This window comes from Roseateles chitinivorans, from assembly GCF_002761755.1.
In the GTDB taxonomy this organism is placed as follows: Bacteria; Pseudomonadota; Gammaproteobacteria; order Burkholderiales; family Burkholderiaceae_C; genus Roseateles; species Roseateles chitinivorans.
In genome coordinates this window covers 1-18,709 of sequence record NZ_PEOG01000092.1, presented here as the reverse complement: position 1 = coordinate 18,709, position 18,709 = coordinate 1, and the positions used below count along the sequence as shown (strand labels likewise).

Sequence of the window (18,709 nt, the reverse complement as noted above, 5' to 3'; positions counted from 1 at the left end):
CTGCTGGTCGAGCCGCACCAGCCGCCCGACTGGCCGACGCTCGAGGAACTGGCCAGCCGCGCGGCGATCGCCTTCGAGAACGCGCGCCTGTACGGCGCGCTGCAGGCCGAGATCGTCGAGCGCCGACAGGCCGAGGCCGGCCTGCTGGAGGCCAGTCGCCGCAAGGACGAGTTCCTCGCGATGCTGTCCCACGAGCTGCGCAATCCGCTCGCGCCGATCCGCAGCGCGATCGAGGTGATGCGCTCGCTGGTGGCGCCGCCACCGGGCGAGGAAGCCGCCGCACGCGCCGACCGCGACGACCGGCTCGCCCAGGCCCTCGCGGTGACCGACCGGCAGGCGCGTCACCTGACCCGCCTGGTCGACGAGCTGCTGGACGTCGCCCGCATCAGCCAGGGAAAGATCGTGCTCAAGACCGAGACCCTGGACCTGCGCGACGTGGTGAGGCAGAGCCTGGAGGCGGTGCAGTCGCTGGTGGACCTGCATCGGCAGGAGCTGCGCCTGCAGCTGCCCGACCGGCCGGCGCGGGTCCGTGGCGATGGCGCGCGGCTGATCCAGGTCATCACCAACCTGCTGCACAACGCCAGCAAGTACACCGGTCCCGAGGGCCGGATCGAGCTGACGCTCGTCCGTGACGAGCCGGTGGAGCCGGAGGGTGTCGCCACTTCGCCGCGCGAGCCCGGCTTCACGCTCACCGTGCGCGACAACGGCCGCGGCATCGAGGCCTCGCTGCTGCCGCATGTCTTCGACCTGTTCGAGCAAGGCCCGCGTGGCCTGGATCGCAACCAGGGCGGGCTGGGCGTCGGCCTGACGCTGGTGCAGCGCCTGGTCCAGCTGCATCACGGCGAGGTCGAGGCGCGCAGCGACGGCCCCGGCCAGGGCTCGGAATTCGTCGTGCGTCTGCCTGCGGTGGTGGCGGACGAAGCGATGGACGCGCTGGCCCCGGGGCAAGGGGCTTCGGCCAGCGCCGCCCCGACCGTCGCCGGCGGCGCGGTGCGGAACCCGCTCGGGTCCGCGCCGCAGCCGCAGGACGAGCCCTGCCAGGTGCTGGTCGTCGACGACAACCGCGATGCGGCCGACTCGATGGCGGTGTTCCTCGAGCTGGCCGGCTTCGACACGCAGGTGGAGCTGGACGGCGCCCGGGCGCTGGACCGGGCCGCGGCCTGCGCGCCCGATGTGGTGCTGCTGGACATCGGCCTGCCCGGCCTGGACGGCTACGAGGTCGCGCGCCGGCTGCGCACCCTGCCCGGCGGCGATCGCTGCCTGCTCATCGCGCTGACCGGCTACGGCCAGCAGGACGACCGTCGACGCGCGCACGAGGCGGGCTTCGACGTGCACCTGGTCAAGCCGGCGGACCCGGATGCGGTGGTCGAGCTGATCCAGGAATGGCGGCTTCGCGCGCCTGCCGCGCTGCATTCCGAGGCCACGACCCGCTGAACCCGCGCCGACGCGGCATGAAAAAAGGGGCTGCTCCCCAGCAGCCCCTCTTCCGGTTCATCGACCCCGCGCGAACGGGGTCGCCGTGCGGCGATCAGCCGTGCTTGGCATCGAAGAACTGTTCGTCCTCCGTGGAACCCTTCAGCGCCGCGGTCGACGCCTGCGCCTCGATCGTGGTGGTGACCGCGTCGAAGTAACCCGTGCCGACCTCGCGCTGGTGCTTCACTGCGGTGAAGCCCTTCTCGGCGGCGGCGAATTCAGCTTCCTGCAGCTCGACGAAGGCGCTCATGTTGTTGCGCGCATAGCCGTAGGCCAGGTTGAACATCGAGTAGTTCAGGCTGTGGAAGCCGGCCAGCGTGATGAACTGGAACTTGTAGCCCATCGCGCCCAGCTCGCGCTGGAACTTGGCGATGGTGGCGTCGTCCAGGTTCTTCTTCCAGTTGAAGCTCGGCGAGCAGTTGTAGGCCAGCAGCTTGCCGGGGAACTTGGCATGGATGGCTTCGGCGAAGGCCTTGGCGAAAGCCAGGTCGGGCTTGCCGGTCTCGCACCAGATCATGTCGGCATAGGGCGCGTAGGCCAGGCCGCGGCTGATGGCCTGTTCCAGGCCGTTGCGGGTGCGGAAGAAGCCTTCGACAGTGCGCTCGCCGGTGCAGAAGGGCTTGTCGTTGTCGTCGATGTCGCTGGTGACGAGGTCGCCGGCCTCGGCGTCGGTGCGGGCCAGCAGCACGGTGGGCACGCCCATCGTGTCGGCCGCCAGGCGGGCCGCGACCAGCTTGGCCACCGCTTCACGGGTGGGCACCAGCACCTTGCCGCCCATGTGGCCGCACTTCTTGGCCGCGGCCAGCTGGTCCTCGAAGTGCACGCCCGCGGCGCCGGCGTCGATCATGCCCTTCATCAGTTCGAAGGCGTTCAGCACGCCGCCGAAGCCGGCTTCCGCGTCCGCGACGATGGGGGCGAAGTAGTCGATGTCGTTCTTGCCTTCGCTCCACTGGATCTCGTCGGCACGCTTGAAGGTCGCATTGATGCGCTTGACCACCTTCGGCACCGAGTCCACCGAGTACAGCGACTGGTCGGGATACATCTCGCCGTTGCTGTTGGCATCGCCGGCGACCTGCCAGCCGGACAGGTAGATCGCCTTCAGGCCGGCCTTGACCTGCTGCATGGCCTGGTTGCCGGTCAGCGCGCCGAGCGAGTTGACGAAGGGCTCGGTGTTGACCAGGTTCCACAGCTTCTCGGCGCCGCGCTTGGCCAGCGTGTGCTCGATCTGCAGCGAACCGCGCAGCCGCACCACGTCAGCGGCCGAGTAACCGCGCTGAATGCCCTTCCAACGGGGGTTCTCGGCCCAGTCCTTCTCGAGGGCGGCAATCTGTTGTTCGCGGGTCAAGGTCGTCATGGTGAGCTCCTTTGGGGAAACGAAGTTGCTGGAGAAAACGAAAACCGATGGGCTCAAATCTAGGCGCCTTGCTTCCCGCCGTGGGCACTGATGTCTTATATAAGACCGATTTTTTTATCCATTGAAATCAACAACTTGCAAACACAAAACCGGATTGTGAGAACCAGTCTTCCATCATGAGAAATCTTGCGGCGGTGCAGCACGGGCGCTTTTTGCATGCCGACAATTTCTTTTCATGATCCGAAATACCGCCGTTGGCGGTTGGCGAAATTGCCGCCTCTGACCTCGGCCAAAGAAAAAGGGGCGCCCTTTGCGGGGCGCCCCTCGGAGGGAGAGCGATCCGGTCAGTCGAGCTTCAGCTTCTGCGTCTCGACGACCTTCTTGTAGACCGCGTATTCCGCCTTGATCTGCTCGGCGAACTGCTCCGGCGAATTGCCGATCACGATCGAGCCGGTTTCCTCGATGCGCTTCCTGACCTCGGGCATGTCGACGGTCTTGCGCGCGGCGTCATTGATCTTGGCCACGACCTCCTTGGGCAGGTTCTTCGGACCGAGGATGCCGTAATAGGCCATGCGGTTCACCGGCTCCAGGCCCAGTTCCTTGAAGGTCGGCACATTGGGCAGCACGGCCAGGCGCTGCGGCGCGGCCACGGCGATGGCCACCAGGCGGCCGTCCTTGATGAAGGGCAGCGCCGACGGCAGGTTGTCGAAGATCATCGGCACCTGGCCGGCGACGGTGTCGTTCAGCGCCGGGCCGGCGCCGCGGTACGGGATGTGGGTGACGAAGACGCCGGTCAGGCTCTTGTACAGCTCCATCTGCAGGTGGCCGATGCCACCGGTGCCGGAGGTCGCGTAGCTGTACTTGCCCGGGCTCTTCTTCAGTTCGGCGATGAAGGCCTTGTAGTCCTTGGCGGGGAACGACGGGTGGACGGCGATGACGTTGGGCGTGGCCGCGAGGTTCACGATGGGCGTGAAGTCGGTCAGCGGGTTGTACGGCGTCTTCGGATTGATCGCGGGGTTGGTGGCGGTGGTGGACACGGTGGCCACGCCCAGCGAGTAGCCGTCGGGAGCGGACTTGGCGGTGTCGTTGGCGCCGATGATGCCGCCGCCGCCCGCCTTGTTCTCCACGACCATCGTCTGGCCCAGCGGGCCGGCGATGTGCTGGGCGACCACGCGCGCCACGATGTCGGTGGTGCCGCCCGGCGCGAACGGGACGACCAGCTTGACCGGCTTGGTGGGATAGGACTGGGCCAGCGCCGCGGCGCAGGACAGCGTCAGCGTGCCCAGCAGCAGGCCGCGTTGGAGGATCGAGCGACGGTTCATGAGCTCCTCGTCTTCTGAAGGATTGGGGGATCGGGAAAGCTTAAGTATCTCGTCGGCGCGGTCGCGCTAGCGGAATTACGTAGAGACCTCGTCGGAGGGGCGGGAAACCACTGGCACACTCTGGCGCCCCCTTCGAGTCCTCCGATGTTGCTGCTGCTGCCTGACTTCCTGCTGATCGTCGCCGGCTTCGTGCTTTGCCGGTACACGCCGCTGGACCGCCCGGTCTGGGAAGCGGCCGAGAAGCTGGTGTATTTCCTGCTGTTCCCGGTCCTGCTGTTCAACTCGATCTCGCGCAGCAGCCTGTCGCCGGGCGACACGATGGCGCTGATGGGCGGCGGGCTGGGCGTGATGCTCAGCGGTATCGCGCTGGCCTTCGCGCTGCGCTGGGTGCCGGGCGTCGACCCGCGGACGCATGCCTCCGGCGCGCAGGTGGCCTTCCGCTTCAACTCCTTCGTCGCGCTGGCGCTGGCCGAGCGCCTGCATGGCGCGCAGGGCGTGGCCTGGATCGCGATGATCGTCGCGGTGTGCGTGCCGGTGGCCAATGTCGCCGCGGTCTATCCGCTGGCCCGGCATGGCGGACACGGCTACCTGCGCGAGCTGGCGCGCAATCCGCTGATCGTGTCGACGCTGGCTGGCCTGGCCGCCAACCTCGCCGGGCTGCGCCTGCCGGAGCCGGCGGCGATCTCGCTGCAGAAGATCGGCCTGGCGGCGCTGCCGCTCGGGCTGATGGCGGTGGGCGCGGGCTTGCGGCTCGGGGCGCTCAAGGATGCGCCGGGGCTGGCGAGCGCCCTGCTCGCGATCCGCCACCTGGTGCTGCCGCTGATCGCGCTGGCGATCGGTCATGCGCTGGCGCTGCCCGCGCCGCAGGCGGCGCTGCTGCTCGCGTTCGCGGCGATGCCCACGGCCTCGAGCGCCTATGTGCTGGCCGTGCGCATGGGCGGCAACGGCCCGTTCGTGGCGGGGCTGGTGACCGTCTCCACGCTGCTGGGGATGGTCGTGCTGCCGCTGTGGCTGGCACTGGGCGCCGCGCCGCCGTGAACCCGGCTCGCCGCGCGAGCGCGGCGAGTGTGGCCCTCAGGGCTGACCGGCATCGTTCGTCCGTGACGACAGCCGTCTCCCGAGCCATGAGCCGCACACGACCGCGCCGAGTGCGATCAAGCCGTTGTCGATCAGGAAGCGCAGCGTGGACGGCCGCGCCTCAGCGCCGCCTTCGAAGCAGGTACTGAGCCAGACGCAGAGGACACCCAGGACGCCCCAGACCAGCGATCGGTGGCCCGTGGCGCCACGCACGAAGGCCGCCGTGTAGCAGGTGGCGCCCAATGAATACAGCAACGTGCCCAGGTGATTCACAGGGTCACCTGGAAATGCGATGACGCCGACCACGCGGCAGGCCAGTTCGTTTTCATGCATGGGCTCCTCGGGCCAGACCATCCAGCCCGCGAGCTCATCTTCCAGAACCTCGACGTCCGCGACCATCCTGGATTCCTCGTCGCACATCGATGCCAGACACCGACTCCGATCCATCGCCGCGCTGTGGCGCCTGCGCCCACGCCACGGCCCGTCGCGCCAGCGCCGCGGTGGCGTCGATGACCGGCGCGCCGGCAGCCGCCGCGTCCAGCACGAGCGGGATCTCGGTGCAACCGAGCACGATCGCCCGCGCGCCGCGCGCGCGCAGCGCCTGCGCGGCCTTCGCCAGACGCTGCGCGGCCGATGCCAAGGCGCCAGCCTTCACGTCGGCGATGCCCGGCATCACCAGGTCCAGCATCTCGCTGGCCGTGGGCAGCAGCCAGCGGACCCGACGCCCATCCGGCGAAGCCCGGTTCAGGTAGAGCCCGGACGCGAGCGTCGCATCGGTCGCAAGCAGGCCGACCTTGCCGTCCGCGGGCACGCGGTCGAGCGCCTCGGCGATGGCCGCGTCGACGAGGTGCAGCATCGGCAGTCCCAGCGCCTGCTCGAGTTCGTCGAACCACAGGTGGGCCGTGTTGCAAGGGACCACCACCACGCCCGCGCCGGCCGCGGCCAGCCGGCGGCCGCTCGCGATCATGGCGTCCAGCGGCGACTCGCCCTCGCCGCGGAACGCGGCCGTCCGGTCCGGCACCTGCGGGATGCTGCTCACCACGACGGGGATGTGCTCCTGGTCCGTCGCCGCAGGCGTGGCCTCGAGCATCTTGCGCATGAAGTCCACCGTCGCCAGAGGCCCCATGCCGCCGAGGATGCCGACGATGCCCGAGCTGCGGGCGGACCGCTCCTCCGGGCCGCGGGTCGACTCGACGCAAGCCGGCGCGGCGGGCAAGGCTCCGCCAGCGCCGCGCGCCAGGCGCGGTGTGCCGTGTGTCATCGCGGTCTTACAGCGCCGGCTTGTCGGACAAGGTCTTGAGGTTGTCCTGCAGCTCGCGGCTCATCGGCGCATTGAGATTGATGCCCTTGGGCGGGATCGGCGACTGGAACCACTTCTTGTAGAGCGCCTCGAATTCGCCGCTCTTCATCAGCTGGGTCAGCGTGCCGTCCACCAGCTGCTTGAAGGCGGGATCGTCCTTGCGCAGCATGATCGCGTAGGGCTCGACCTGGACCGCGTCGCCGACCACCGCCAGGTCCGCCGGATTGATCGCACTGGCGCGCAGGCCGTAGAGCAGGATGTCGTCCATCGCGAACGCGTCGGCGCGGTCCGACTGCACCAGCAGTGCCGACTCCGCATGGTCCTTCGCGCTGATGAGCTCGAAGCCCAGCTGCTTCTCCGCGTTGAGCTTGCGCATCACCTGGAAGTTGGTCGTTCCGGTGGTGGAGACCACCTTGCGCCCCTTCAGGTCGGCGAAGGACTTGATCGGCGAACTGCTCTTCACCAGCAGCCGGGTGCCGGTATAGAAGTAGTTGATCGCGAAGCTCACCTGTTTGGCGCGCTCGCTGTTGTTGGTGGTGGAGCCGCACTCGATGTCCACCGTGCCGTTGGCCAGCAGCGGGATGCGGTTCTGCGAGGTGACCGACTGGGTCGCCACCTTCAGGTCGGCGCGACCGGTGGCCTTGCGGACCTGCTCGACGATCCGGCCGCAGATCTCCCAACCGAAGCCGGTCGGCTGCGCGTCCGCGCCCAGGTAGGAGAACGGGATCGACGAATCCCGATAGGCGACCGTGATGACGCCGGACGCCTTGACCTTGTCGAGCGTGCCGCCCGACTGGGCCGACGCGCCCAGGGGCGCGGCGAGCGACAGGGCGACGACTGCACTGGAAACGAACACCTTCATGGGAATTCCTTTCTCGGGGACGCGGGGGGTTGCACTGCGGTGGACGATATTGAACCTCAGCCCTTTCGGGCATCGCCATTGCGCCGCATCCTATAAGCTGGCCTTATGTTCCCCGCGGAGACGGTGCCATGCGCCTGAAACACATCGAGGTCTTCCACGCCGTCATGCTGACCGGATCGGTGAGCGCGGCGTCGAAGCTGCTTCATGTGACGCAGCCGGCGGTGACGCAATCGCTGCAACTGGCCGAGCTTCAACTGGGCTATGCGCTGTTCACGCGCCAGCGGCGCCGGCTCGTGCCCCCGCGCGAGGCGCAGGCGCTCTATCCCGAAGTGCAGGCGCTGATGTCGCAGCTGGAGTCGGTCAGGCGCATGGCCGGCGCGCTGGGCAGCGGCGAGGGCCAGGGCTTCCGCATCCTGATCGTTCCGTCGCTGGCGGTGAAGGCCTTGCCCGACGCGCTGAAGCGCTTCCGCCGCCGCTACCGCGACCTGCCCATCAGCGTGCGGACGATGCACTCGAACGACATCGCCCGCGCCATGGCGCTGCAGGAGGGCGACGTCGGCATCGTCTACGGCCGGCTGCCCCACCCCGCCCTCTCCGATGAACTGGTGGCGACGGGCCGGCTGGTGTGCGCCTCGCCGCGCAGCCGCGGCGGCGCCGATCGCCGCACCACGGTCGCGCTGCAGGATCTGCTGCGCGAGCCCTTCATCCGCATCGACGAGCGCGATCCGCTGGGCGCGGTGCTGGCCGACCAGTGGGCGCGGCTGGAGGTGTCGCCGCGGGCCGGCATCACCGTGCAGACCCACCACATCGCGATGGTCATGGCCGAGCAGGGTTTCGGGCCGGCCATCATCGATTCGTTCACCGCGCAGGCCAGCGACGGCGACCTGCACATCCGCACGCTGCTGCCGGAAGTGCCGGTCGAGGTGCGCGCGCTGCAGCCGCAGGGATTGCGGTCGCCGCAACCCGTGTCCGATTTCATCGCCGCCTTCAGGCAGGCGATCGAGGGCTGAAGTCCTGCGCCAGGGCCCAGTCGATGTGCTCCGCCAGCAGCGGCGACGCGCCGGGGCGCTCGGCCTGCAGCGCCGCGCGCATCGCCTGCCGCAGCGCCGGCGCCAGGTCTTGCCGCAGCGCATTGCCCAGCGCGACCGCGATGTTGCGTCGCCATCGCGCATGGCCGATGCGGCGGATCGCCGAGCCCTCGGTGCGCTTGAGGAAAGTCGCCTCGTCCCAGGCCCAGAGCGCCAGCAGCGAGGCGTCGCCGAGCGGCTCGCGCCATTCGAAGTCGGGCAGCGGATTCCTGCGCGCGAACTTGTTCCAGGGGCAGGCGAGCTGGCAGTCGTCGCAGCCGTAGATGCGGTTGCCGATGGCGGCGCGGAACTCGATCGGGATCGGGCCGTCCTGCTCGATCGTCAGGTAGCTGATGCAGCGCCGCGCGTCGAGCCGGTACGGGGCGATGATCGCCCCGGTCGGACAGGCGTCCAGGCAGGCGCGGCACTGGCCGCAATGCGCGGTGACCGGCTCGCTGGCCGGCAGCGCTAGATCCAGGTAGATCTCGCCGAGGAAGAACATCGAGCCGCTGTCGCGGTGCAGCGTCAGCGTGTGCTTGCCGCGCCAGCCGATGCCGGCGCGGCTCGCGAGCTCCACCTCCAGCACCGGCGCCGAGTCGGTAAAGACGCGATGGCCCATCGGCCCGACCCGGGTCTGCAGGCGATCCGCCAGCTGCTGCAGGCGCTGGCGCAGGACCTTGTGATAGTCCCGCCCCCGCGCATAGAGCGAGACCTGCGCCCGCGCCGGATCGCGCAGCGCGGTCCATTCCCGCTCCTGCCAGTCCGGGCCGATGGCCTCGGGCAGGTAGTCCATGCGCGCGGTGAGGATGCTGATCGTGCCGGGCACCAGTTCCGCCGGGCGGGCGCGCTTCAGGCCGTGCGCGGCCATGTACTGCATCTCGCCATGGAATCCGGCATCGAGCCAGGCCTGCAGGCCGGCCTCCGCGTCGCTCAGGTCGACGTGGGCCACGCCGATCTGTGAGAATCCGAGCTCATGCGCCCAGGCGCGGACCTCGACCATCAGCGCGGCCAGCGCGTCGGGGTCTCGGGAGGGGCTCGAGGAAGCGTCGGAAGGCGCGTCGGGCCGCGGGGTGTTGACCAAGGAATTCATCGCTGTTGAGCATTCTAGAAACCCGCCCATTCCGTTGGCCCGACGAGGCCGCCTGCGAGCGCTTCGCGCAGGCGCTGGCCCGCTGTCCGCAGATCGCGGACCTGGGCATCGAACTCGACGGCGGCCTGGGCGCCGGCAAGACCAGCCTGGTGCGCCACCTGCTGCGCGCGCTGGGCGTCACCGGCCGCATCAAGAGCCCCAGCTACGCGGTGGTCGAGGACTACACGCCGCCCGGGCTCGGCGGCCTGCCCGCCCATCACTTCGACTTCTACCGCTTCAGCGATCCACGCGAGTGGGAGGACGCGGGCTTCCGCGACGTCTTCGCCGCGCCCGGGCTCAAGCTCAGCGAATGGCCATCGAAGGCCGCCGGCATGCTGCCGTCGCCGGACCTGCGGCTGGTGCTCGCGGTCAACGAGGACGACAGCCGGGACGTCCGCGCCGAGGCGCACACCCCCCGCGGCCAGGCGCTGCTGGCCGAGCTGGACCGGCAACTGGCCACCCCGACCGCCGCGCCCGGTGAACCCGTAGCCCCCGATTGACACCGATTCGAACGAGACCGACACGCCTCACATGAACGGAGACCTGACCGGCCTGCCTGCCACCCCGCTGACGGACGACGCGGCGGCTGCGCCGTCCTCGCCCGCCAGCACGGCCATGACCACGACACGCGATCGCCGCAAGGCCCTGCGCCGCATGGGCGCGGTGGTGCTGAGCTTCCCCGCCCTGCCCGCGCTGGCCGCGGGCGTCGCCGGTGCCGCCACCATCGTCGCGGTGCGCGTCTGGCCGGCCAGCGACTACACCCGGGTGACCATCGAGTCCGACCGCCAACTGGCCGCCAGGAGCTTCATGGCCGCGAATCCGGACCGGCTCGTCATCGACATCGACGGCCTGGAGCTGAACGCCGGATTGAAGGAGCTGCTCGGCAAGGTGAAGCCGGACGACCCCTACATCGCCGGCGTCCGGGTCGGCCAGAACCAGCCTCGGGTGGTGCGCATCGTGCTGGACCTGAAGCAGGCGGTGGCGCCGCAGGTGTTCACCATCGAGCCGGTGGCCGCCTACAAGAATCGCCTGGTGCTGGACCTGCATCCGACGCGGGAGCGCGATCCGCTGCTGGACCTGGTGCGCGAGAAGGAAGCCGCGGAGAGCGCCGCGGCGCAGTCGGTCAACGACGCGCTGGGCGAGCTGATCGGCCGCATCGATCGGCCGCAGACGGCGGCCTCGAGCGCCGAGAGCGCCGCCAGCGCGGCAGCCCAGCCCCCGGCCCGTCCCGCCAGCGCCATCGCGCGGATCGAGACGCCGCCGCCGCCCGCGCCGCCGCTCAAGGAGGTGGCGCCGGAGATGAGCCAGTCCAAGCTGGATCGCCTGATCGTGATCGCGATCGATCCGGGCCATGGCGGCGAGGACCCGGGAGCGATCGGCCCGACGGGCCTGCGGGAGAAGGACGTGGTGCTGGCGATCGGCAAGAAGCTGCGCGACCGGCTGAACGCCAATCCGCGCATCCGCGTGATGATGACCCGCGATGCGGACTTCTTCGTCCCGCTGGGCGAGCGGGTGCGCAAGGCACGGCGGGTGCAGGCCGACCTGTTCGTGTCGATCCATGCGGACGCGTTCATCACGCCGAAGGCGCGCGGCGCCTCGGTCTTCGCGCTTTCCACCAGCGGCGCGAGCTCCACCGCGGCGCGCTGGATGGCGGACAAGGAGAACGCGGCCGACGTGATCGGCGGCGTCAACAGCAAGGCGGTGAAGGATGCCGGCGTGCTGCGGGCGATGCTGGACATGAGCACCTCGGCGCAGATCAAGGACAGCCTGAAGCTGGGCGGCGAGGTGCTGGGGCAGATCGGCAAGCTCGCCAAGCTGCACAAGGGCAGCGTCGAGCAGGCCGGCTTCGCGGTGCTGAAGGCGCCGGACGTGCCGTCGATCCTGGTGGAGACGGCGTTCATCTCCAACCCCGAGGAGGAGGCGAAGCTGCGCGACCCGGACTACCAGGACGACCTGGTCAAGGCGCTGGCCACCGGCATCGCGCGCTACTTCGCGAAGAATCCGCCGCTGGCGGCGAGACATCGCGCCCTGTAGCGCGCCGTTCCTCGCCGCTCACCCGCCCCGTGGGGGCGGGCTGGGGTGGGGTCACATCGACCCCGCCCGCTTGGAGGGCGGGGATGGGGTGGGAGCCCCATCCTCCACGGCGAAGCCGATTCAGCGCCCCACCTGCGTCGGCATCGCTGGAGCCGTCGTGCGCTGAATCGCTTTCCACGTCTTCAGGCGCTCCATCACGTTCGCGACCGCCGCCTCGAGCTGCACGTCGCGGCCGGCATTGACCGCCACCGGATCGAGGTCCACGTCGATGTCGGGCGACACGCCTTCGTTCTCGATGCGCCATTCGCCTTCCGGCGTGAAGAAGCGGAAGAACGGCACGACCAGGAAGCCGCCATCGATCAGGTTCGGATTGGCCGAGATCCCGATCAGCCCGCCCCAGGTCCGCTTGCCGATCAGCGGGCCCAGGCCGGTGCGCTTGAACGCATAGGGCATGAAGTCGCCGCCGGAGCCGGCATCCTGGTCGATCAGCATCGCCTTGGGCCCGTAGATCGCACCGGCCGGCGTGTCGTAGATCAGGCCATCGCGGTCCTTCCAGCTGCCCAGGTAGGCCCGGTTCAGCAGCTCGGTCACGTAGTTGGCCGCCTGGCCGCCGCCGTTGCGGCGGTCATCGACGATCAAGCCCGGCTTGTCCACCTGCGCGAAGAACATCCGGTTGAAGTGCTGGAAGCCCGGTCCCGCCGTGTCCGGCATGTAGACATAGGCGATCTTGCCGCCGCTCAGGCGATCCACCTCCTCGCGGTTGTGGTCGATCCAGGCCCACTGGCGCAGGCGGCTCTCGGTCGCGATCGGCTCGACCGTGACGCGCCGCGCGCCCTGCCCGTTCGCATTGGCCGACACCGTCAGCTGCACCTGCTTGCCGACCGTGTTCTCCAGCTGCTGGTACAGGTTGTGGCTGCCGTCCACCGGCTGGCCGTTGACCGCCAGCAGGTAGTCGCCTTCCTTGACGCCCAGGCCGGGAGCGGCCAGCGGCGCCTTCAGGTAGGGATCCCAGCGGTCGCCCTTGAAGATCGTCTTGATGCGGTACTTGCCGTTCTCGAAGCTGAAGTCCGCGCCCAGCAGCCCCACCGCGACGCGCGCCTCCTGCGCGACGTCGCCACCGCCGACGCGGTTGTGACCCACCTGCAGCTCGCCGATCATCTCCACCAGCAGGTCGTTCAGGTCCTCGCGGCGCTGCACGCCCGCCACCAGCGGCGCATAGCGCTGATAGACGCCTTGCCAGTCCAGGCCGTGGAGTTTGGGGTCGTAGAAGAACTCCTTCTCCATCCACCAGGTCTCGTCGAAGATCTGGCGCCATTCGGCGCGCGGGTCGATGCGCGTCTTCAGGCCCGACAGGTCGATGCTCTTGGTGTCGACCTTCTCGCGCGCGTCGGCGATCTCCAGGCGGCCGCCGCCCAGGTTCAGCAGGAGCTTCTTGCCGTCGGGGCTGAGGCTGTAGTCCTCGACCTGCGGCTTCACCAGCTTGGCCTTCTTCTCCTCGAAATCGAAGCGGTACAGGTCGCCCTTGCGGCCATTGCCGCCGTCGGCGTCGATCGACACGCCCGGCTGCTTGCGCTCCAGGTAGAACAGCGCGCCGTCATCGGCAACGCCCAGGTCGTCGTAGCGGGCGGTCGCGACCGGCAGACCGACGATGCGATCCTTCAGCCCGGCGAAATCGATCCGCACCGGCTTGGCCTTGGGCTTGACGTCCTTGGCGTCGTCCTTCTTGTCGGCCTTGGCGTCCTTCTCGCTCTTTTCGCTCTTCTCGCCCGGCTCGCCCTTGCCGGACTTGCCGGTGTCCTTGTCGGCCTCCCTGGCCTCGTCCGCCTTGCCCTTGCCGTCCTTGCCGTCCTCATCGCCCGCCTTGGGCTCGAGCGGCGACTTGCCATCGGCGCGCAGCACTGCCGCGTACAGCCCCATGCGCAGCGAGCGCTCCTGCGTCGACATGTCCAGGCCCACCTGGGCCGGCCCGGAGTTGATCGAGGCCGCGAAGAACAGTACGTCGCCCTTGGTCGAGAACGCCGGCAGGTTGGCGTGGCTCAGGCCGTCGGTGACGGTGTGCTGCTGGCCGGTCTGGAAGTCGGCGATGCGGACCTGGCTGAAGAAATTCTTGCCGACCACCGTATAGGCCAGGTAGCGGCCGTCGGGCGAGAAGCTGACGTCGAAGCCGGCGCGGCGCTCGCTGGTGTCGACCTTCGCGAGCTTGCCCGACTGCGGGCCGCTCAGCGGCAGCTGGTAGAGGTTGAGGTGGTTGTCCTGCAGCACCAGCCGCGCGCCATCGGGGGACCAGTCGAGCAGCGTGTAGTAGCCGACCTCGGGCAGCAGGATCTTGCGGGTGGGCTTGTTGGCGGCCTGGTCGCCGAGCTGGTCGCGGATCACCACCTGGTGGCGCATGCCGGGCTCGTCGGAGACATAGGCGACCTGCTGGCCGTCGGGGCTCCAGATCGCGTCCTTCTCGCGCACGCCGGAGGTCTGCGTCAGGTTGCGCACGACGCCGTCCTTCACCGGCACGGTGAAGACCTCGCCGCGGGCGCTGATGACCACGCGCTTGCCGGTGGCCGACAGCGCCGCCTTGGTGACGGTGCGCGCCGCGTCCTTCCACTGCACGCGGGCCTCGTTGCTGGGCTCGTTCAGCGCGATGCTCAGGATGCGGGCAGTCCCGCCCTCAATGCCGATCTCCTTGAGCTGCCCGCCGGCCTCGTAGACGATGCGCCCGTCACGGCCATCGGCGCTGCGCACGTCCCAGACGGTCTCCCGGGTCAGCTGGCGCAGGGCCTTGGTCCTGGTGTGGAAGGCGAAGAGGTTGGCCGCGCCATCGTTGCGGTCGGAGATGAAGACGACCTCGTCGCCCATCCAGATCGGATTGCTGTCGGTCGCGTTGACATGCGGGATCTGCTCCCAGGTCTTGCCCTTGGGATCGAGGATCCAGATCGGCGGGGTGGTGCCGCCGCGGCTCTGCCGCCAGCCGCTCGAGCCCGAGTAGGCCGCGCCGTTGGGGCGGTAGGCCAGGCGCGTGCCGTCCGGGGACCACACGCCTTCGTAGGCGACGGCCTCCATCACCTTCTGCTCGAAGCCGCCTTCCAGCGCCACCTCGAACAGCTGCTTGCTGCGGGTGTTCAGCACCTCGCGGTTGGAGGCGAAGAGCACGCGCTTGCCGTCCGGGCTCCAGCCGGTGACCTGGTCGGCGGACGGGTGCCAGGTCAGGCGCCGCGGCTGGCCGCCGCTGGCGGCGATCAGGTAGACATCGGTGTTGCCGTCGTAGCCGGCGGAGAAGGCGATCCACTGCCCGTCGGGCGAGAAGCGCGGCGCGAATTCCGGCGCGGCGTGACCGGCCAGGCGGCGCGGCTGGCTGCCGTCGCGATTGGCGATCCACAGGTCGCCGCCGTAGACGAAGGCCAGGTGGCGCGCCGACACGGCGGGCTCGCGCAGCAGCATCGTCACGGCGGGCGCCGGCGCGGTGGCGGTGGCGGATGCGGTCGTTGTCGCGGCCTGTTGGGCCTGCGTGGGCGCCGCCGCGATGGCGGCGGTCAAGCTCAGGGCCAGGGTGGCGGCCTTGCTGAGGATGCTGAGTTGCATGGCGGTGTCGGCGATGAAAAGCAGCGGGCGAGGATAGTCCCGCGATTTCATCGTGACGAAGCTCACCCCCGGGGTTTGCGCGCTGGGCGCGTCGGTGTTTTCCCGTGTGTCGGGACGGCTTCGGGAGACCGCCCACCTGCCGGGGCCGAGCGCCAGGTCGCCGGGGCATGGCGCCTTGGCCGCAAGGGCCAGGACCCCACGCCCCACCGCCCTTGATCGGCCCGCTGTCCGTGCTGAAGTGGAGCGCTTATGCGGCTGAGGTGGGCTTCGCGCGGGAGGCCTTCCATCCGCCGTAGAGGGCGATGAGGCCGGGGATGAGGATCATGGCCCAGATGATCTTGGAGAGATGGGTCTGGACAAAGGGGATGTTGCCGAAGAGGTAGCCCGCCAGCGTCAGGCCCACGACCCAGATGACGCCGCCGGCGACGTTGTAGGCGGTGAAGCGGCTGCGGGTCATCTCGGCCACGCCGGCCACGAAGGGCGCGAAGGTGCGGATGAACGGCATGAAGCGCGCCAGGATGATGGTGACGCCGCCGTGCTTCTCGTAGAACTCGTGGGCCGCGTCGAAGGCCCGCTTGTTGAAGAAGCGGGACTGCTCCCACTGGAAGACCTTGGGTCCGAAGTAGCGCCCGATCGTGTAGTTGCACTGGTCGCCCAGGATCGCGGCCACCAGCAGGACGGCGATCGCCAGCGGCAGGCTCATCATCCCGGTGCCGCACAGCGCGCCGACCACGAACAGCAGTGAATCGCCCGGCAGGAAGGGCATCACCACCAGGCCGGTCTCCACGAACACGATCAGGAACAGCAGCGCGTAGACCCACATGCCGTAGGCGGCCACGAACTCGGCGAGGTGCTTGTCGACATGCAGGATGAAGTCGACGAGGAAGTGCATCAGATCCATGGGCGCGGATTATGGCGGCCGGTTCCATGACAACCGGTGACGAAACGCGAGCGTGACCGACTTGAAATTGTTGTCGCGACTGGGCGGAAGCCGCCGGAGCGAGCCAGAGGCCCACCGGTCGGTGCGATGCGACAAACGCCAATCGACGGCGCGGCGCCTCCACCCAAAGAATGCCGTCACCTCCGGAGGTTCTTCAACGGGCATCGACGGGTGCCAATTCTGTTGAGCAACCTAAAGGACTTGAAATGAGCTACGCAACTGGTATCGAAGAACTGGGCATGGACCACCCGCTGCTGAACCGCGCGGTCGGCGGTGAAGTGGGCGCCACGGGCATGGGGGACAACTATCACTACACCGGCGAGGAGTCGATCGGCGACTGCATGATCGCCGAGATGACTGGCCGAAGTGGCGTGGCGGCTGGCTTCTGGACCTCACTGTTCCTGTGCCTCGCGGATTGAGGCCGGATCCAAGTGATCGATGGCGGCAGCGCCCGAACCGCGTTCGCCGCCCCTGCTTCACCTGAACGGGCCAGGCTTCTGGATCGTTCGCAGCTAGGTCCATTCGATGAGCCAACAACTCAAGACCCTGACGCGCACCGCCTTTGCGTTGGTTGAGGCTTTCGCCATCAACTTCATCCTCCTCTTCCTGGGCTTTCAGCTTTTTGCGGCGCCATGGCGTACCTGGATCGACGACGCGTTGGGCGCGCGCTTGGCCCCCTCGGTGATCGCGGTCGCCGTCACCTGGTTCTTCATTCTCCTGACCAGAGGCCGCTACGGGCTGACCTTCATGCCGGCTGCGACCGCGCGCCGAATGGTCGTTGCCACCCTGTTGCTGCCGCTCGTCTGTTTCGCCCTCTCCCTGGATGTCCTGGCCAATGAGGAAACCCTTTCGTTGATCACACCCTTCGGCGTGGCGACTTCCTTGGTGGCGGTCCTGCTCATTGCACTTCTGGAAGAAGCAGTTCACAGATTCGTCCTCATGGGGCTTCTCCTGAGAGCCGGTGCGGGGCCGCTTGTCACCGTCCTCCTTCAAGCCCTGATCTTCATGCTGGCTCATGGCAGGGTTGCCTTCACCGGCCCTCACGCCATGACGTGGTACTTCAGCGCGTCGCTGACGCTCGGAGTGGTCTATCTGGCGACGCGTCGGCTGTGGGTGGTCGTGCTGCTCCACTTCGCCATCGATCTGCTGGTGGCACAGACCTCGCCCTCGGCCTACTGGTCAACCCATCGCACCGTGGAAAGCCTGCGCTTCCCCTGGACCGATGCCACCGCCACGGGGTGGCTGGCGCTCGACGCCTTGCTGCTGTGGAGAATCGCTGCCGGACGGGCGACCAGACCGGCAGCTTCTACAATCGCGCCCCATGGACGACACCCTCGCCCCGACGGCGAACTCCGCGGCCCTTGACGACCACGCCGTCTCCGGCGCGCGCCGCGCGATCCGCGAACTTCCCGATGAACTGATCTCCCAGATCGCCGCCGGCGAGGTCGTCGAACGCCCGTCCTCCGTCGTGCGTGAACTGGTCGACAACGCACTGGACGCCGGCGCCGGCCAGATCCAGCTCAAGCTGATCGCCGGCGGCATCCGCTCCCTCATCGTCGAGGACGACGGCCACGGCATCCCCGACGGCGAACTGCCGCTCGCCATCAAGCGCCACGCCACCAGCAAGATCGGCACCCTGGACGACCTCGAGGCCGTCGCCACCATGGGCTTCCGCGGCGAAGCGCTCGCCGCCGTGTCCTCGATCGCGGAACTGGCCATCGTCTCCCGCTTCAACGGCGCCCCGCACGCCTGGCGCCTCGAAGCCCGCACCGGCGAGCTCAGCCCCGCCGCTCGCGCCAGAGGCACTTCCGTCGAGGTCCGCGAGCTGTTCTTCAACACCCCCGCCCGCCGCAAGTTCCTCAAGAGCGAGGGCACCGAGCTGGCGCACTGCCTGGAAGCGCTGCGTCGCCACGCCCTCGCCCGCCCCGACGTCGGCTTCGCCGTCTGGCACGAGGGCAAGCTGGTGGACCAGTGGCGCGCGTCGCCGCTGCCGCAGCGGATCGCCGAGGTCCTGAACGAGGAATTCATCGCGCAGAGCCGCGAAGTCTTCGCCGAAGTCGGCCCGATGCGCATCCACGGCCGCGTCGGCCTGCCCGAGGCGGCCCGCAGCCGCGCCGACATGCAGTACGTCTACGTCAACGGCCGCTATGTGCGCGACAAGCTGATCGCCCATGCGATCCGCTCCGCCTTCGACGACGTCCTGCACGGCCACCGCCAGCCCACCTACGTGCTGTTCATCGACGTCCAGCCCGAGCTGGTCGACGTCAATGTCCATCCCACCAAGATCGAGGTCCGCTTCCGCGACGGCCGCGAGATCCACCAGCAGGTGCGCCGCGCCGTCGTCGCCGCGCTGGCGCTGTCCCGCGCGGAGGACGGCGCGCCGACCGCGACCCCGGTCGAAGGCGCGGCCGCCATGCCGGTCGCGGACACCGGCCGCCAGCGCTGGACCGGCACGCCCGCCTGGGAGCGGCCGATGGACGGCGCGCCCGGCGCCTCCGCGGCCTCCTCCGAAGCGGACGTGCCCGGCGTCCGCGCCTACGAGCCGCCCGCGCCGTATCACGCGCCCTCGGCCAGCTTC

16 protein-coding genes are annotated in these 18,709 nt (G+C 69.1%); 8 read left to right on the top strand and 8 right to left on the bottom strand.

What is annotated here, in order from left to right; translation table 11 throughout:
* On the top strand, positions 1-1,434 hold a 1,434-nt coding region (locus CS062_RS22765), incomplete at its 5' end, for a hybrid sensor histidine kinase/response regulator (protein WP_143742465.1).
* Between the two features lie 94 nt (positions 1,435-1,528).
* On the opposite strand, the gene aceA is transcribed toward CS062_RS22765, so the two are convergent.
* On the bottom strand, positions 1,529-2,827 hold the full coding sequence (aceA, locus tag CS062_RS22760; protein WP_438270498.1) for an isocitrate lyase: 1,299 nt from the start codon (positions 2,825-2,827) through the stop codon (positions 1,529-1,531).
* Between the two features lie 344 nt (positions 2,828-3,171).
* Positions 3,172-4,149: a tripartite tricarboxylate transporter substrate binding protein BugE gene (locus CS062_RS22755; RefSeq protein ID WP_099863914.1), complete on the bottom strand. Its 978-nt coding sequence runs from the start codon at positions 4,147-4,149 to the stop codon at positions 3,172-3,174.
* Positions 4,150-4,293: 144 nt separating this feature from the next.
* Between CS062_RS22755 and CS062_RS22750 the strand changes: the two genes are divergently transcribed.
* Positions 4,294-5,187, top strand: a complete 894-nt coding sequence (locus CS062_RS22750; RefSeq protein WP_099863912.1) for an AEC family transporter — start codon at positions 4,294-4,296, stop codon at positions 5,185-5,187.
* Positions 5,188-5,223: 36 nt separating this feature from the next.
* Here the strand turns inward: CS062_RS22750 and CS062_RS22745 are convergent, their stop codons facing one another.
* From CS062_RS22745 to CS062_RS22735, 3 genes are read right to left on the bottom strand one after another with little or no spacing between them, the layout of a single operon-like run.
* Positions 5,224-5,625: a hypothetical protein gene (locus CS062_RS22745; RefSeq protein WP_099863911.1), complete on the bottom strand. Its 402-nt coding sequence runs from the start codon at positions 5,623-5,625 to the stop codon at positions 5,224-5,226.
* Positions 5,594-6,487 (bottom strand): cysteate racemase, encoded by an 894-nt coding sequence (cuyB, locus tag CS062_RS22740; protein WP_099863909.1) that lies wholly within the window; start codon positions 6,485-6,487, stop codon positions 5,594-5,596. The genes CS062_RS22745 and cuyB overlap by 32 nt, the downstream gene beginning before the upstream one ends.
* Positions 6,488-6,494: 7 nt before the next feature.
* Positions 6,495-7,388, bottom strand: coding sequence for an amino acid ABC transporter substrate-binding protein (locus CS062_RS22735; protein WP_099863907.1), 894 nt, complete (start codon positions 7,386-7,388; stop codon positions 6,495-6,497).
* A 128-nt stretch (positions 7,389-7,516) separates the two neighbouring features.
* Between CS062_RS22735 and CS062_RS22730 the strand changes: the two genes are divergently transcribed.
* Positions 7,517-8,398, top strand: a complete 882-nt coding sequence (locus CS062_RS22730) for a LysR family transcriptional regulator (protein ID WP_099863905.1) — start codon at positions 7,517-7,519, stop codon at positions 8,396-8,398.
* On the opposite strand, the gene queG is transcribed toward CS062_RS22730, so the two are convergent.
* Positions 8,376-9,455 (bottom strand): tRNA epoxyqueuosine(34) reductase QueG, encoded by a 1,080-nt coding sequence (gene queG, locus CS062_RS22725; protein ID WP_199174327.1) that lies wholly within the window; start codon positions 9,453-9,455, stop codon positions 8,376-8,378. The genes CS062_RS22730 and queG overlap by 23 nt on opposite strands.
* A 95-nt stretch (positions 9,456-9,550) precedes the next feature.
* Between queG and tsaE the strand changes: the two genes are divergently transcribed.
* Both tsaE and CS062_RS22715 read left to right on the top strand, forming a co-directional pair.
* Positions 9,551-10,084, top strand: coding sequence for a tRNA (adenosine(37)-N6)-threonylcarbamoyltransferase complex ATPase subunit type 1 TsaE (gene tsaE / locus CS062_RS22720; protein WP_233218217.1), 534 nt, complete (start codon positions 9,551-9,553; stop codon positions 10,082-10,084).
* A gap of 115 nt (positions 10,085-10,199) precedes the next feature.
* Positions 10,200-11,618, top strand: coding sequence for an N-acetylmuramoyl-L-alanine amidase (locus CS062_RS22715; protein WP_099863917.1), 1,419 nt, complete (start codon positions 10,200-10,202; stop codon positions 11,616-11,618).
* Between the two features lie 120 nt (positions 11,619-11,738).
* Here CS062_RS22715 and CS062_RS22710 read toward each other — a convergent pair whose 3' ends face one another.
* Together CS062_RS22710 and CS062_RS22705 are read right to left on the bottom strand one after the other, a co-directional pair.
* Positions 11,739-15,191: a S41 family peptidase gene (locus CS062_RS22710; RefSeq protein WP_099863915.1), complete on the bottom strand. Its 3,453-nt coding sequence runs from the start codon at positions 15,189-15,191 to the stop codon at positions 11,739-11,741.
* Between the two features lie 247 nt (positions 15,192-15,438).
* A complete protein-coding gene (locus tag CS062_RS22705) occupies positions 15,439-16,092 on the bottom strand; it encodes a DedA family protein (protein ID WP_099863903.1) in 654 nt (217 codons plus the stop codon).
* 245 nt (positions 16,093-16,337) lie between these two features.
* Here CS062_RS22705 and CS062_RS22700 point away from each other — a divergent pair, with 245 nt between their 5' ends.
* The 3 genes from CS062_RS22700 to mutL form a co-directional block, all read left to right on the top strand.
* Entirely contained in the window at positions 16,338-16,550 is a 213-nt protein-coding gene (locus CS062_RS22700; RefSeq protein ID WP_143742464.1) for a hypothetical protein, read from the top strand.
* A gap of 106 nt (positions 16,551-16,656) precedes the next feature.
* Complete coding sequence (locus CS062_RS22695; protein WP_099863900.1) at positions 16,657-17,496, top strand: CPBP family intramembrane glutamic endopeptidase; 840 nt, start codon at positions 16,657-16,659, stop codon at positions 17,494-17,496.
* On the top strand, positions 17,453-18,709 hold a 1,257-nt coding region (mutL, locus tag CS062_RS22690; protein ID WP_143742463.1), incomplete at its 3' end, for a DNA mismatch repair endonuclease MutL. The genes CS062_RS22695 and mutL, both read left to right, overlap by 44 nt.

Excerpts from the sequence above, each read along its gene's own strand:
- aceA (WP_438270498.1), bottom strand. The coding sequence starts at position 2,827 with ATGACGACCTTGACCCGCGAACAACAGATTGCCGCCCTCGAGAAGGAC.
- CS062_RS22755 (WP_099863914.1), bottom strand. The coding sequence starts at position 4,149 with ATGAACCGTCGCTCGATCCTCCAACGCGGCCTGCTGCTGGGCACGCTG.
- CS062_RS22750 (WP_099863912.1), top strand. The coding sequence starts at position 4,294 with ATGTTGCTGCTGCTGCCTGACTTCCTGCTGATCGTCGCCGGCTTCGTG.
- CS062_RS22745 (WP_099863911.1), bottom strand. The coding sequence starts at position 5,625 with ATGGTCGCGGACGTCGAGGTTCTGGAAGATGAGCTCGCGGGCTGGATG.
- cuyB (WP_099863909.1), bottom strand. The coding sequence starts at position 6,487 with ATGACACACGGCACACCGCGCCTGGCGCGCGGCGCTGGCGGAGCCTTG.
- CS062_RS22735 (WP_099863907.1), bottom strand. The coding sequence starts at position 7,388 with ATGAAGGTGTTCGTTTCCAGTGCAGTCGTCGCCCTGTCGCTCGCCGCG.
- CS062_RS22730 (WP_099863905.1), top strand. The coding sequence starts at position 7,517 with ATGCGCCTGAAACACATCGAGGTCTTCCACGCCGTCATGCTGACCGGA.
- queG (WP_199174327.1), bottom strand. The coding sequence starts at position 9,455 with ATGGTCGAGGTCCGCGCCTGGGCGCATGAGCTCGGATTCTCACAGATC.
- CS062_RS22715 (WP_099863917.1), top strand. The coding sequence starts at position 10,200 with ATGACCACGACACGCGATCGCCGCAAGGCCCTGCGCCGCATGGGCGCG.
- CS062_RS22710 (WP_099863915.1), bottom strand. The coding sequence starts at position 15,191 with ATGCAACTCAGCATCCTCAGCAAGGCCGCCACCCTGGCCCTGAGCTTG.
- CS062_RS22705 (WP_099863903.1), bottom strand. The coding sequence starts at position 16,092 with ATGGATCTGATGCACTTCCTCGTCGACTTCATCCTGCATGTCGACAAG.
- CS062_RS22700 (WP_143742464.1), top strand. The coding sequence starts at position 16,338 with ATGAGCTACGCAACTGGTATCGAAGAACTGGGCATGGACCACCCGCTG.
- CS062_RS22695 (WP_099863900.1), top strand. The coding sequence starts at position 16,657 with ATGAGCCAACAACTCAAGACCCTGACGCGCACCGCCTTTGCGTTGGTT.